Annotated in this window: 12 protein-coding genes, 7 tRNA genes and 3 rRNA genes; 2 read left to right on the top strand and 20 right to left on the bottom strand. The window is 48.3% G+C overall.

Features of this window, described 5'->3' with window-relative positions:
* Nucleotides 1–190: 190 nt before the first annotated feature.
* The 19 genes from rplL to NKE59_RS00135 form a co-directional block, all read right to left on the bottom strand.
* Nucleotides 191–568: a 50S ribosomal protein L7/L12 gene (gene rplL / locus NKE59_RS00225; RefSeq protein ID WP_353438851.1), complete on the bottom strand. Its 378-nt coding sequence runs from the start codon at nucleotides 566–568 to the stop codon at nucleotides 191–193.
* Between the two features lie 40 nt (nucleotides 569–608).
* The gene (gene rplJ / locus NKE59_RS00220; protein ID WP_353438850.1) at nucleotides 609–1,202 is read right to left on the bottom strand and encodes a 50S ribosomal protein L10; all 594 of its coding nucleotides are present in this window, start codon (nucleotides 1,200–1,202) and stop codon (nucleotides 609–611) included.
* Nucleotides 1,203–1,241: 39 nt separating this feature from the next.
* Nucleotides 1,242–1,364, bottom strand: a complete 123-nt coding sequence (locus NKE59_RS00215) for a hypothetical protein (protein WP_353438848.1) — start codon at nucleotides 1,362–1,364, stop codon at nucleotides 1,242–1,244.
* A gap of 59 nt (nucleotides 1,365–1,423) precedes the next feature.
* Nucleotides 1,424–2,122 (bottom strand): 50S ribosomal protein L1, encoded by a 699-nt coding sequence (gene rplA, locus NKE59_RS00210; RefSeq protein WP_353438847.1) that lies wholly within the window; start codon nucleotides 2,120–2,122, stop codon nucleotides 1,424–1,426.
* Between the two features lie 2 nt (nucleotides 2,123–2,124).
* Nucleotides 2,125–2,556: a 50S ribosomal protein L11 gene (rplK, locus tag NKE59_RS00205; protein ID WP_353438846.1), complete on the bottom strand. Its 432-nt coding sequence runs from the start codon at nucleotides 2,554–2,556 to the stop codon at nucleotides 2,125–2,127.
* Between the two features lie 105 nt (nucleotides 2,557–2,661).
* On the bottom strand, nucleotides 2,662–3,234 hold the full coding sequence (nusG, locus tag NKE59_RS00200; protein ID WP_353438845.1) for a transcription termination/antitermination protein NusG: 573 nt from the start codon (nucleotides 3,232–3,234) through the stop codon (nucleotides 2,662–2,664).
* 6 nt (nucleotides 3,235–3,240) lie between these two features.
* Nucleotides 3,241–3,618 (bottom strand): preprotein translocase subunit SecE, encoded by a 378-nt coding sequence (gene secE, locus NKE59_RS00195; protein ID WP_353438844.1) that lies wholly within the window; start codon nucleotides 3,616–3,618, stop codon nucleotides 3,241–3,243.
* A gap of 26 nt (nucleotides 3,619–3,644) precedes the next feature.
* Nucleotides 3,645–3,720 (bottom strand) — tRNA-Trp (locus tag NKE59_RS00190).
* Nucleotides 3,721–3,729: 9 nt separating this feature from the next.
* A complete protein-coding gene (gene tuf, locus NKE59_RS00185; protein WP_353438843.1) occupies nucleotides 3,730–4,920 on the bottom strand; it encodes an elongation factor Tu in 1,191 nt (396 codons plus the stop codon).
* 64 nt (nucleotides 4,921–4,984) lie between these two features.
* Nucleotides 4,985–5,059, bottom strand: a tRNA-Thr gene (locus tag NKE59_RS00180).
* Between the two features lie 49 nt (nucleotides 5,060–5,108).
* A tRNA-Gly gene (locus NKE59_RS00175) sits at nucleotides 5,109–5,182 on the bottom strand.
* A gap of 71 nt (nucleotides 5,183–5,253) precedes the next feature.
* Nucleotides 5,254–5,339: transfer RNA gene (locus tag NKE59_RS00170), tRNA-Tyr, on the bottom strand.
* A 106-nt stretch (nucleotides 5,340–5,445) separates the two neighbouring features.
* Nucleotides 5,446–5,559 (bottom strand): 5S ribosomal RNA (gene rrf / locus NKE59_RS00165).
* Between the two features lie 113 nt (nucleotides 5,560–5,672).
* Nucleotides 5,673–8,544: ribosomal RNA gene (locus tag NKE59_RS00160) — 23S ribosomal RNA — on the bottom strand.
* A 237-nt stretch (nucleotides 8,545–8,781) separates the two neighbouring features.
* A tRNA-Ala gene (locus tag NKE59_RS00155) sits at nucleotides 8,782–8,857 on the bottom strand.
* A 28-nt stretch (nucleotides 8,858–8,885) separates the two neighbouring features.
* Nucleotides 8,886–8,962, bottom strand: a tRNA-Ile gene (locus NKE59_RS00150).
* A 58-nt stretch (nucleotides 8,963–9,020) separates the two neighbouring features.
* Nucleotides 9,021–10,553: ribosomal RNA gene (locus NKE59_RS00145) — 16S ribosomal RNA — on the bottom strand.
* Together the 16S, 23S and 5S rRNA genes with 5 tRNA genes alongside form the textbook arrangement of a ribosomal RNA operon.
* A gap of 425 nt (nucleotides 10,554–10,978) precedes the next feature.
* Nucleotides 10,979–11,623 (bottom strand): BON domain-containing protein, encoded by a 645-nt coding sequence (locus tag NKE59_RS00140; protein WP_353438842.1) that lies wholly within the window; start codon nucleotides 11,621–11,623, stop codon nucleotides 10,979–10,981.
* Between the two features lie 2 nt (nucleotides 11,624–11,625).
* The gene (locus NKE59_RS00135; RefSeq protein WP_353438841.1) at nucleotides 11,626–12,234 is read right to left on the bottom strand and encodes a phosphoheptose isomerase; all 609 of its coding nucleotides are present in this window, start codon (nucleotides 12,232–12,234) and stop codon (nucleotides 11,626–11,628) included.
* A 102-nt stretch (nucleotides 12,235–12,336) separates the two neighbouring features.
* Here NKE59_RS00135 and rsmI point away from each other — a divergent pair, with 102 nt between their 5' ends.
* Nucleotides 12,337–13,233: a 16S rRNA (cytidine(1402)-2'-O)-methyltransferase gene (gene rsmI, locus NKE59_RS00130; RefSeq protein ID WP_353438840.1), complete on the top strand. Its 897-nt coding sequence runs from the start codon at nucleotides 12,337–12,339 to the stop codon at nucleotides 13,231–13,233.
* Between the two features lie 3 nt (nucleotides 13,234–13,236).
* On the opposite strand, the gene NKE59_RS00125 is transcribed toward rsmI, so the two are convergent.
* Complete coding sequence (locus tag NKE59_RS00125) at nucleotides 13,237–13,749, bottom strand: cytochrome c (protein ID WP_353438839.1); 513 nt, start codon at nucleotides 13,747–13,749, stop codon at nucleotides 13,237–13,239.
* Between the two features lie 111 nt (nucleotides 13,750–13,860).
* Here NKE59_RS00125 and NKE59_RS00120 point away from each other — a divergent pair.
* Nucleotides 13,861–13,936: transfer RNA gene (locus NKE59_RS00120), tRNA-Arg, on the top strand.
* The last annotated feature ends 17 nt before the right edge of the window (nucleotides 13,937–13,953 follow it).

Here is a 13,953-nt window from a genome sequence, read left to right as displayed (position 1 = left end):
AGATTTGGCGGTTGGCCTCTACCAACCTCTGGCGGACAGCAAAACAATTGCTTGTTATGCCCGACCAAACTTGTCTTCTGCAGTCGTATCAGAAGGCAAACCAGATTTCAGACCTACCAAAGTAAATATGAGATCTGGTTTGACCACTGAGGATCAAACCGAGAGAGGGCCAAGACCCTCTTTATCTCAATTACTTCATTTCAGCTTTAGCGCCTGCGTCTTCAAGCTTTTTCTTGGCTTCTTCTGCAGTCTTCTTATCTACAGCCTCTTTGATTGGTTTTGGTGCGCCATCGACTAAGTCTTTAGCTTCTTTCAAACCAAGACCAGTGATTTCGCGAACTGCTTTAATTACACCAACTTTGTTAGCGCCGGCTTCGAGCAAGTTCACTGTGAACTCAGTCTTTTCTTCTGCAGCAGCTGCGCCACCGCCACCGCCAGCAGGACCAGCAACAGCCATTGCTGCTGCGGATACACCGAACTTCTCTTCGAATGCCTTCACGAGGTCATTCAAATCCATTACGGACATATTGCCTACTGCTTTAATAATCTCATCTTTGGTAATTGCCATTTTTAGCTCCTAAAACTGTATTAATTAATCCTGTGCTCACTTACGCAGCAGGAGTTGGGTTGTCTTGCTCGGGCGTAGCACTTGCTTCTGGGGCTGGCTCAGCAACAGGCTCTGGAGCAGCTGGTGCAGCAGCAACTGCTGGTGCACCACTTGCTTTTTGCTCTGCAACTGCGCCAAGAACACGGGCCATTGCCGACACAGGCGCCTTCATTACTCCCAATAACATCGAGAGCAATTCATCGCGTGACGGAATAGTTGCCAATGCCTTAACCGCATTAACATCAAGTACTTTGCCGTTATAAAAGCCTGCCTTAATGACCAGCTGATCTTGTCCTTTAGAAAACTGATGAAGCACCTTTGCCGGAGCAACGGGGTCAGCAGAAATTCCGTAAATCAATGGACCAACCATCGAGTCACCAAGTTGCTCAAACGGAGTGCCTTGCGCTGCGCGTCGCGCTAGCGTGTTCTTCAAAACGCGAAGATACACACCTTGCGAACGTGCGCTTGCACGCAAAGCAGTAAGCTGGCCCACGGGAATACCGCGATACTCAGCAAGCACAACTGTTTGAGCCGCAGCCAATTGAGCGCCGACATCAGCCACAATTGCTTTTTTGTCTTCTACATTCAAAGGCACGGTTTAACTCCTTCATAATCCGATTGTTTCCAATCGGGGTTACACACCAGCGTCTGATTCGTCTATCACGGGGTGTGCCCGAAATATCCTTACAGGGTCGCCATCTGCGCTGGTCATTACTTTCGTAATCATTAAGAACTCCGCCAACAGCACTTTGTTCACCAACGGTCTTTGATGTTCGAGCGCCAAGGCGCTCGACCCAAAGTTCTTTTACTGCCGGCTTACGCCGCTTGCAGTGAAGCTTGATCGATACGCACACCAGTACCCATAGTGCTACTGACAGCGATCTTCTTTAAATAAATTCCTTTTGATGCACTTGGCTTTGCTTTGTTTAATGCATCGAGCAATGCCAATAGATTTGTTTTCAAGGCTGTTGGCTCGAATGAGCGACGACCAATTGATGCATGCACAATTCCTGCTTTGTCGACGCGGAACTGAACCTGACCAGCTTTTGCATTCTTAATCGCTGTAACTACATCAGGAGTTACAGTGCCAACCTTAGGGTTAGGCATCAAACCCCGTGGTCCTAATACTTGACCCAGAGTTCCTACAATTTTCATTGTGTCAGGCGATGCAATCAAAATATCAAAATTAATTGTGCCGCCTTTAATCTGCTCAGCCAAATCTTCCATGCCAACAATTTCTGCACCAGCAGCTTTTGCTTGCTCAGCCTTTTCGCCCTGTGCAAAAACTGCAACACGGACGTGCTTACCGGTTCCTGCAGGCAATACAACCGCACCACGCACAACTTGGTCTGATTTCTTTGCATCAATACCAAGCTGAACTGCAACATCAATTGACTCATCAAACTTTGCAGTTGCGCACTCCTTTACAAGCACTAGTGCATCGTCTAAAGGATAAAATTTGTTCCGATCCACTTTGGACTGAATCGCTTTCACGCGTTTGGATAACTTAGACATGCTTAGACTCCTTCCACAGTGATGCCCATCGAGCGGGCGCTACCGGCAACAGTTCTTACTGCAGCATCTAAATCGGCAGCTGTGAGGTCAGGCATTTTTAGCTTGGCAATCTCTTCGGCTTGGGCGCGAGTAATTTTGCCAACTTTATCGGTATGTGGGCGTGGTGAGCCTTTATCTATTTTGGCTGCCTTCTTAATCAAAATAGTTGCCGGGGGGGTCTTCATCACAAAAGTGAAGCTCTTGTCCGCAAATGCTGTAATTACAACGGGAATTGGTAAACCAGGCTCCATGCTCTGGGTTTGAGCATTAAACGCTTTACAGAATTCCATAATGTTAAGGCCACGCTGACCCAATGCAGGTCCAACGGGTGGGGATGGATTTGCTTTACCAGCAGGAATCTGCAGCTTGATAAAGCCAATAATTTTCTTTGCCATACTTGCTCCAAAAAAGCGCGCTAGCCTTAAGTGCTAACCGCCGTTGAGTAAACGCTTCACTAGAATTGGCGTTTTCTAGATCCGCTCCTCTGTAACTTCAGATAATTACATCTTCTCCACTTGGCCAAACTCTAGCTCAACTGGTGTACCGCGACCAAATATTGTAACAGAAACGCGAAGTTTTGACTTCTCGTAATTAACTTCTTCAACATTGCCATTGAAGTCGGTGAAGGGGCCTTCCTTGACCCGAACCATCTCACCCACCTCAAATAAGGTCTTGGGCTTGGGTTTATCTACCCCAGCCTGCATTTGATCCATGATCTTACTAACCTCAGCCGTCGAAATTGGAGATGGGCGATTACGTACTCCGCCCACAAAACCAGTTACTTTGGGGGTGTTTTTAACCAAATGCCAGGTTTCATCGGTCATTTCCATCTCTATGAGGACATAGCCAGGGAAAAATCGTCGCTCAGATACAGCCTTTTGACCAGATTTAATCTCAACAACCTCCTCGGAGGGCACCAGAATTCGGCCAAATTTATCCGTCATTCCAGAGCGAGCAATGCGTTCTTCAAGCCCCTTTTTAACGCTTTTCTCCATACCAGAATAGGCATGGATTACATACCAGCGCATATTGCCAGTAGCTTGAGGGTTAGAAACCATATCTGCATCAACCATGATTACTCACTTCCAGCCTAAAAAGATCGAGAACACAAGCCACTCGACCAATTTGTCGACTAGCCATAAAAAGAGAGACATGATGACCACAAAACCAAACACCACCAGGGTCATTTGAGTGGACTCTTTACGAGTGGGCCATACAACCTTCTTAACCTCAGCCCAAGAGTCCTTGCTATAAGCAATAAATCGGCGACCATCTGGGGATAGTGCAACAATAATCACCGCCAAAATAATGCCGCCCAATAGAGCCCCTAAGCGGATCCAGTAGCCCTGATCAATCAAAGTGTAATAAAGAACCAGGGCAACAATAACAATAGCCACGGCAAGCAAGCTTACCCAGCTGGATTTTTGTTCCGAGTTCTCAATAGTTTGTTGTGACATGTACCAATTCGCTTACAAAAAAATGCTGGCAGGGGCGGAGGGCATCGAACCCCCAACCTTTGGTTTTGGAGACCAACGCTCTGCCAATTGAGCTACGCCCCTAATTCTTTCTTACGCCAAAATCTTCGCAACGACACCGGCGCCTACTGTACGACCGCCTTCACGGATCGCAAAGCGCAGGCCTTCTTCCATCGCAATCGGTGCAATTAACTTCACGGTAATTGTGACGTTATCGCCTGGCATCACCATCTCTTTGTCTTTTGGCAACTCAATGGAGCCCGTGACATCGGTGGTGCGGAAGTAAAACTGAGGACGGTAGTTGTTAAAGAATGGGGTATGACGACCACCCTCATCTTTAGAGAGTACATACACCTCCGCTGTGAAGTGGGTGTGCGGAGTAATCGAACCGGGCTTGGCTAATACTTGACCACGCTCGACCTCTTCGCGCTTTGTACCACGCAAGAGGATACCAACGTTATCGCCTGCTTGACCTTGGTCTAAGAGTTTACGGAACATCTCCACGCCGGTACAGGTAGTCTTGAGAGTGGGCTTAATACCTACGATCTCAATCTCTTCACCGACTTTTACAATACCGCGCTCAATACGACCGGTCACAACCGTGCCACGACCGGAAATCGAGAACACGTCTTCTACTGGCATTAAGAAAGCGCCATCAATGGCACGCTCTGGATTGGGGATATAGCTATCTAAGGCTTCGGCTAATTTGATAATCGCGCCTTCACCGAGTTCGCCCTTATCGCCTTCTAAGGCAAGCTTGGCAGACCCTTTTACGATCGGGGTATCGTCACCTGGGAAGTCATACTTGGAGAGGAGCTCGCGCACTTCCATCTCAACGAGTTCTAAAAGCTCGGCATCATCAACCATATCGCATTTGTTCATAAACACGATGATGTAAGGTACGCCTACTTGACGCGCTAAGAGGATGTGCTCGCGGGTTTGGGGCATTGGGCCGTCTGCTGCAGAGACCACCAGGATTGCGCCATCCATCTGCGCAGCACCAGTAATCATGTTCTTCACATAGTCAGCATGGCCTGGGCAATCGACGTGTGCGTAGTGACGATTCTTGGTCTCGTACTCAACGTGAGCTGTATTAATCGTAATACCACGCGCCTTCTCTTCGGGAGCTGCATCGATCTGATCGTATGCTTTGGCTTCACCACCAAAGAGCTTGGAGAGCACGGTGGTGATTGCTGCGGTGAGAGTCGTTTTGCCATGGTCGACGTGACCAATGGTGCCAACGTTAACGTGGGGTTTAGTCCGTTCAAATTTTTCTTTTGCCATTTTGGGTGCCTTGTAATCTACTTAATTCAAATTGAGTCACACTAAAAAACATCACTACAAAAACTGGTGCCCATGGGCAGGATCGAACTGCCGACCTCTCCCTTACCAAGGGAGTGCTCTACCACTGAGCCACATGGGCAGTGTCACTGCATCACACTGCTTCGATACTGCTCATGCATAACAAAAGCTGGAGCGGGTGAAGGGAATCGAACCCTCGTCATAAGCTTGGAAGGCTTCAGCTCTACCATTGAGCTACACCCGCAGTATTACTGCTTAATTACATCCACTCATATTTCACTTATTCCGCTCTTACTTTCATACAACAAATTCATCTGGTGGAGAGAGTTGGATTCGAACCAACGTAGGCGTAAGCCAACAGATTTACAGTCTGCCCCCTTTAGCCGCTCGGGCATCTCTCCGAGAACCAAACATTTTCTCCTGTTCGGCCACTACTGTCAATCTGCAAGTCCTTCTTTCACAAGTGAAAACGCCCAGACCGTAGGGGTCTGGGCGTCACACATTGGTGCCCGGCAATTACCTACTTTCACACGGGTAATCCGCACTATCATCGGCGTTGAGTCGTTTCACGGTCCTGTTCGGGATGGGAAGGGGTGGTTCCAACTCGCTATGGTCACCGGGCGTAGAGGGTAGGTTGCTTTGATACACAAAACAACCCAATTTGAGCAAGCAATGTTACGTATTAGTGATAGTGACTTGAATCACGCAAACTTCAGCACAATGGTGCTGGTTATAGGATCAAGCCTAACGGGCAATTAGTATCAGTTAGCTTAACGCATTACTGCGCTTCCACACCTGACCTATCAACGTTGTGGTCTTCAACGACCCTTTATGGAGGTTAAACCTCCGGGAGATCTTATCTTCAGGCAAGTTTCCCGCTTAGATGCTTTCAGCGGTTATCTCTTCCGTACATAGCTACCCTGCGATGCTTCTGGCGAAACAACAGGTACACCAGCGGTACGTCCACTCCGGTCCTCTCGTACTAGGAGCAGCCCCCGTCAAATCTCCAACGCCCACGGCAGATAGGGACCAAACTGTCTCACGACGTTTTAAACCCAGCTCACGTACCTCTTTAAATGGCGAACAGCCATACCCTTGGGACCGGCTACAGCCCCAGGATGAGATGAGCCGACATCGAGGTGCCAAACACCGCCGTCGATATGAACTCTTGGGCGGTATCAGCCTGTTATCCCCAGAGTACCTTTTATCCGTTGAGCGATGGCCCTTCCATACAGAACCACCGGATCACTATGACCTGCTTTCGCACCTGCTCGACTTGTCGGTCTCGCAGTTAAGCACGCTTTTGCCATTGCACTTTAGGCACGATGTCCGACCGTGCCAAGCGTACCTTCGTACTCCTCCGTTACACTTTGGGAGGAGACCGCCCCAGTCAAACTGCCCACCATGCACTGTTCCCGACCCGGATAACGGGCCAAGGTTAGAACCTCAAATAAATCAGGGTGGTATTTCAAGGTTGGCTCCACCAGAACTAGCATCCTGGTTTCAAAGCCTCCCACCTATCCTACACAGACCGATTCAAAGTCCAATGCAAAGCTACAGTAAAGGTTCATGGGGTCTTTCCGTCTAGCCGCGGGTAGATTGCATCATCACAAACATTTCAACTTCGCTGAGTCTCAGGAGGAGACAGTGTGGCCATCGTTACGCCATTCGTGCAGGTCGGAACTTACCCGACAAGGAATTTCGCTACCTTAGGACCGTTATAGTTACGGCCGCCGTTTACTGGGACTTCAATCAAGAGCTTGCACCCCATCATTTAATCTTCCAGCACCGGGCAGGCGTCACACCCTATACGTCCACTTTCGTGTTTGCAGAGTGCTGTGTTTTTATTAAACAGTCGCAGCCACCTTTTTATTGCAACCCTTTTGCCCTTCTGTTGTTCACAGTTAAGCTACTTGGGCGTACCTTATCCCGAAGTTACGGTACAAATTTGCCGAGTTCCTTCTCCTGAGTTCTCTCAAGCGCCTTAGAATACTCATCTCGCCCACCTGTGTCGGTTTGCGGTACGGTCTCGTTAGACTGAAGCTTAGAGGCTTTTCTTGGAACCACTTCCAATTGCTTCGTGAGCAAGCTCACTCGTCCCACACCCTTGATTTACGCTACCGGATTTACCTAATAGCCATCTCCAATGCAGGAACCGGGACATCCAACACCCGGACAACTCTCCGCGATCCGTCCCCCCATCGCATCTAACGACGGTCAAGGAATATTAACCTTGTTCCCATCAGCTACGCATCTCTGCCTCGCCTTAGGGGCCGACTCACCCTACGCCGATGAACGTTGCGTAGGAAACCTTGGGCTTACGGCGAGGGGGCTTTTCACCCCCTTTATCGCTACTCATGTCAGCATTCGCACTTCTGATACCTCCAGCACGCTTTACAACGCACCTTCACAGGCTTACAGAACGCTCTCCTACCATCACTTACGTGATTCGCAGCTTCGGTAACTGGCTTAGCCCCGTTACATCTTCCGCGCAGGACGACTCGATCAGTGAGCTATTACGCTTTCTTTAAAGGATGGCTGCTTCTAAGCCAACCTCCTGACTGTTTTAGCCTTCCCACTTCGTTTCCCACTTAGCCAATTTTAGGGACCTTAGCTGGCGATCTGGGTTGTTTCCCTCTTGACACCGGACGTTAGCACCCGATGTCTGTCTCCCGTGCTTCCACTCATAGGTATTCGGAGTTTGCTATGGCGCGGTAATCCGCAATGGACCCCACAACCATTACAGTGCTCTACCCCCTATGGTGATACACGAGGCACTACCTAAATAGTTTTCGGAGAGAACCAGCTATTTCCAGTTTTGTTTAGCCTTTCACCCCTATCCACAGCTCATCCCCTAACTTTTCAACGTTAGTGGGTTCGGTCCTCCAGTACGTGTTACCGCACCTTCAACCTGGCCATGGATAGATCAACTGGTTTCGGGTCTACACCCAGCAACTAGCGCCCTATTCGGACTCGCTTTCGCTACGCCTTCCCTATGCGGTTAAGCTTGCTACTGAATGTAAGTCGCTGACCCATTATACAAAAGGTACGCAGTCACCCCTTGCGAGGCTCCTACTGTTTGTATGCATGCGATTTCAGGATCTATTTCACTCCCCTCCCGGGGTTCTTTTCGCCTTTCCCTCACGGTACTTGTTCACTATCGGTCGATTACGAGTATTTAGCCTTGGAGGATGGTCCCCCCATGTTCAGACAGGATTTCACGTGTCCCGCCCTACTTGTCTCTAGCCTAGTACCACACATCACCTTTCGCATACGGGGCTATCACCCTTTATTGCCGGACTTTCCATTCCGTTCTGCTAAATGTTGTGCTATCACTAGAAGGCTGATCCCATTTCGCTCGCCACTACTTTGGGAATCTCGGTTGATGTCTTTTCCTCTCGCTACTTAGATGTTTCAGTTCACGAGGTTCGCTCCACACACCCTATGTATTCAGATGTGGGTGCCGCAAAAGCGGCGGGTTTCCCCATTCGGAAATCTTCGGATCAAAGCTTGTTTGCCAGCTCCCCGAAGCTTATCGCAGGCTACAACGTCCTTCATCGCCTGTAATCGCCAAGGCATCCATCACATGCACTTATTCACTTGATCCTATAACGAGCACCATTACTAGTACCTGTTACAGGTTTTACTTCTGACATGTTTGCCGTAATCCAAACTTGATAAAACTCATTTGTATTACTGATGATTCAATCACTACCCATACTACTTGTTGTTTGATGCACTCTCAAAGATGCATCAAACGCATTGCTTACTCAAATTGTTAAAGAACAGCCATAAATGGCAAAACAAAACACTGCTTCAATGCTTTGTTTTGACATTTAATGATGGTGGAGGATGACGGGATCGAACCGACGACCCCCTGCTTGCAAAGCAGGTGCTCTCCCAGCTGAGCTAATCCCCCATCGACCGCAGTCTGTATTGCCCCTTGATGGTGGGTCTGGTAGGACTTGAACCTACGACCCCCGCCTTATCAAGACGGTGCTCTAACCAGCTGAGCTACAGACCCGTGGCGTTTTTCGTCAACCGATAAGTGTGGGCACTAAAGCTCCAGCATCATTCTCTAGAAAGGAGGTGATCCAGCCGCACCTTCCGATACGGCTACCTTGTTACGACTTCACCCCAGTCATGAACCCTGCCGTGGCAATCGCCCCCCTTGCGGTTAGGCTAACTGCTTCTGGCAAAACCCACTCCCATGGTGTGACGGGCGGTGTGTACAAGACCCGGGAACGTATTCACCGCGACATGCTGATCCGCGATTACTAGCGATTCCAGCTTCACGTAGTCGAGTTGCAGACTACGATCCGGACTACGATACGTTTTAAGAGATTAGCTCCCCCTCGCGGGTTGGCAACCCTCTGTACGCACCATTGTATGACGTGTGAAGCCCTACCCATAAGGGCCATGAGGACTTGACGTCATCCCCACCTTCCTCCGGTTTGTCACCGGCAGTCTCTTTAGAGTGCTCTTTCGTAGCAACTAAAGACAAGGGTTGCGCTCGTTGCGGGACTTAACCCAACATCTCACGACACGAGCTGACGACAGCCATGCAGCACCTGTGTTCACTTTCCCTTACGGGCACCTAATGTATCTCTACTTCGTTAGTGACATGTCAAGGGTAGGTAAGGTTTTTCGCGTTGCATCGAATTAATCCACATCATCCACCGCTTGTGCGGGTCCCCGTCAATTCCTTTGAGTTTTAATCTTGCGACCGTACTCCCCAGGCGGCTGACTTCACGCGTTAGCTACGTTACTGAGAATGTAAATTCCCAACAACTAGTCAGCATCGTTTAGGGCGTGGACTACCAGGGTATCTAATCCTGTTTGCTCCCCACGCTTTCGTGCATGAGCGTCAGTGTTATCCCAGGGGGCTGCCTTCGCCATTGGTGTTCCTCCACATATCTACGCATTTCACTGCTACACGTGGAATTCCACCCCCCTCTGACACACTCTAGCTATACAGTCACAGACGCCATTCCCAGGTTAAGCCCGGGGATTTCACGCCTGTCTTGTATAACCGCCTGCGCACGCTTTACGCCCAGTAATTCCGATTAACGCTCGCACCCTACGTATTACCGCGGCTGCTGGCACGTAGTTAGCCGGTGCTTATTCTTCAGGTACCGTCATTCGCAGTCTATGTTAGAGCTGCTGTTTCTTCCCTGACAAAAGAGCTTTACAACCCGAAGGCCTTCTTCACTCACGCGGCATTGCTGGATCAGGGTTGCCCCCATTGTCCAAAATTCCCCACTGCTGCCTCCCGTAGGAGTCTGGGCCGTGTCTCAGTCCCAGTGTGGCTGATCGTCCTCTCAGACCAGCTACTGATCATCGCCTTGGTGAGCTTTTACCTCACCAACAAGCTAATCAGACATCGGCCGCTCTAATCGCGCGAGGCCTTACGGTCCCCCGCTTTCCCCCTCAGGGCGTATGCGGTATTAGCGCAACTTTCGCTGCGTTATCCCCCACGATAAGGTACGTTCCGATGTATTACTCACCCGTTCGCCACTCGCCACCAGGTGCAAGCACCCGTGCTGCCGTTCGACTTGCATGTGTAAGGCATGCCGCCAGCGTTCAATCTGAGCCAGGATCAAACTCTTCAGTTTAATTCCTGTGAACCTTGCGGTTCGTCGCACTCATTCAAGAGATTGACTTGGTAATAAAACCAAATCTTTTTACTGTCTATGAGTACTGTTTATTTACATCTGTCCCGAAGGACTGGATGCCTTTACTCAGTACCCACAATTATCGGTTGACTAATTTTTAAAGAAGGCTGTCCCATCGAAAATCTATGGAAAATCAGCGAAGTCCATGACTATGACATACCCTTAGATATATGTCAACACCCATTCACGATTATTTCTATATTTTCCTACAAAAAAAGTAATCCTTTTTGTAGTGCGCCAATTAAATCAATGGGTTACTGATTTGAAAGGTCGTTAAGGTCAGACATCCAAAAAGACGGGCTGTAATAAATAAGGGTAAACCCTTATATAAATCAGGCTTAAGGGCCTCTTTTTTGTAAAAACGCTTAATTTGGGCTTGGGTTCGTATCTGGCTGAGAGGTTCTGGCTTTGCCCTCTTTTTCTAAGCGCTGTTTTTCTGACTCAGAAATAATGTCAAAAAATGCAAAGACTTGCTTCACCCCGTTTACTTTGCTAACAATTTGTTTAGCCTTTTCAGCCTCTTGTTGGCTCAATATTCCCATCAAATAAACTCGACCGCCCTCCACTGAAATATTCATTGAATTTGAAGGAATGTCTGCCGTAAAAACGAGTTGGGTTTTAATGCTTGATGCAAGATAAGAGTCGCTTGCGCGTGCGCCTATAGTGCTGTTCGGCCCAATCATGATTTCATTAAACAAAGAGCGAACATTTTTCATCGCTTTCACATCTGTAGCCGCTTGATTTTTGATTGACTCATCTTTTGCTTCACCAATCAATAAAACTTTTTGATTAAAAGATACGACCACAATATGTGCAGAATCTCCAAATTTCCTAGAGAGCTGACTGTTTGCCTCAAGCTCAATGCCTAAGTCAATAGCTTGCACCGCGGGCGTTCTTCGATCAGCCAAAATAGTTGCGCCCCCAACCATGCCCCCAACAATAAATACCCCGCATGCAGAAATCTGAATGGTGATCAATAAAAGACATGCAACTTTAATCAATCGCAACATATTTATTCCTCATCAAACAAAACATGATCAACCCCATCGCAAAGGCAATGCAACAATAATAAGTGTGTCTCTTGAATCCGAGCGGTGCGTGAAGCTGGGACACACAAGTGCAGATCCTGGCCATTTAATAGGTCAGCCATCTTGCCTCCGCCATTCCCAGTTAGAGCAATGATGTGTATACCAATTTTTTTTGCAGCCTCGATTGCTTTGATGACGTTCTTCGAATTGCCAGATGTTGAGATTGCGATCAAAATATCATCTGCGCGCCCAATGCCACGAACTTGTTTACTAAACACATCTTCGTAACTGTAATCATTACCGATCGCAGTCAAGATCGAGGTATCGGTAGTTAATGCAAGAGCGGCAAGCTCGCGGCGCTCGCGCTCAAAACGCCCCATTAACTCAGCAGCAAAGTGCTGGGCATCTGCTGCAGACCCGCCGTTACCACAGGCCATCACTTTGCCCCCTTCATGAAGGCATTTACTCATTAATGCTATTGCTTTGGCAACCTCGGTTGGCAACAGAACCGCGCCATCTTGTTTTACAGCAATACTATCTACAAAATGTTTTTTTGCCCTGCTCGCAAGGCTGTCGATTGATTTCATTTTCATATGATTATTATGCTCTGATTAGATCTCATTTATTCCCAAAATAGATGCTGTTTATTCCTAATATTTACGGGGATAATCAATTCTATAAGGCTTTATTTATTCATGGACAAAACTATCCTTCATTTTCTCTCAGAGCAAGAGCTTCCAACTTCTTCTCTGTATATGGTTGCCTCGCCCATTGGGAATTTAGGCGATATTACTCTGAGAGCGCTTCATGTTTTAAATCATGTCGATGGAATTGCTTGTGAAGACACCCGACATAGCGCGCAACTCTTAAATCGCTTTGATATTCGTAAGCCACTCCTAGCTCTACATAAACATAATGAGATGGGTGCGGCCGCTGTCCTAATAGATCATCTGCGCAATGGTCAGCGCTGGGCCTATCTATCCGATGCCGGCACACCGGGAATCTCTGATCCTGGGGCTCGTCTTGTCATGCAGGTGAGTGCGGCAGGATTTCGGGTGATCCCCATTCCTGGTGCGAGTGCGCTTAGTGCCGCCCTTTCAATAGCGGGCTCCTTGTTAGTGGAATCAAACGGCCAATTCCAGTTTCTTGGTTTTGCGCCCAGTCAGAGCAAAGAATTTGATCGAATGATCGAGCAAATGATTGAAAGCTCCTTGCCCAGCATGTTTTACGAGAGCCCTCACCGACTCTCCAAAACATTGCTCAAATTAAGCAAGCTCGTCCCAGAAGAGCGGATTCTTTTTATTGGGCGCGAACTAAGCAAGAAATTTGAGGGCGTTTACCTGCTCAAGCCCAGCGAAATTGCGGAATGGCTTGAAAACGCCAATAACTTAAAGGGGGAGTTTGTTTTGATGCTAAGTGGTGGCGCTTCACAAAAAAATGCGGTTTCCAGTCAAGCTGAGCCTAGCCGATTAGCAAGCCTGCTAGGGGCGCATATGAGTAGTAAAGATATCGCTACAACCCTAAGCTCTATGTTTGGCCTAAACAAAAATGAGGCTTATCAAATAGCCCTTTCCTGCAAGGAGAAGGGCTAAAGCTTACTTGGCGGCTGGTTTTTCTATGGGCGCCTTTGGTTCTGGAAACTTTCCACCCGCTGAGTTTGCGAGATAAACCACGGCTCGTGCGATTTCATAATCACTGATATCGCTTGGATTGGCTCCCCCGCGCGCTGGCATTGCTCCTTTGCCCTTAATAACTGACGCATACAAAGCGTCATAACCCGTTCCAATGCGCCCACCCCAAGTTGAGGCTGCGGCAAATTTAGGGGCCCCAGCGGCTCCTGAGTTGTGGCATGAGGCGCACACCGCCTTGTAAACAGCCTCGCCAGTCTGCATTTCACGAGGTGCGCTGGCATCTTTAAAATTTAACTGTCCAACGGGTTTGATGATAGCCAGCGTAGACCGCTCAGAGCCATTGGTATCTGTCTTTTTCCCGCTGTTGACATACACAATTAAGAGAAAAATAATAATCAGAGGGATAAAAAAGCTTGCAATCACAGCTATGGACAGCTGTTTTGTATTTTTAATTAAACTACCGTGCTCTTCACTCATATTAATTTGGTCTGTTGGGGTTATATCTAGAGAACATTTTTTGACAAATTCGAATTATACCGAGTGCATTAAGAGTGGGGGCACTTACAATAGACTTGTACGCCACTATTGGCGCCCGTAGCTCAGTGGATAGAGTATTGGCCTCCGAAGCCAAGGGTCGCAGGTTCGATTCCTGCCGGGCGCGCCAGATTCAAAGCGTTGTCA

This window comes from Polynucleobacter sp. UK-FUSCHL-C3, assembly GCF_040409815.1.
In the GTDB taxonomy this organism is placed as follows: Bacteria; Pseudomonadota; Gammaproteobacteria; order Burkholderiales; family Burkholderiaceae; genus Polynucleobacter.
Note: the sequence above shows the minus strand (reverse complement) of the source record. Positions and strands in the feature narration are given on the sequence as shown.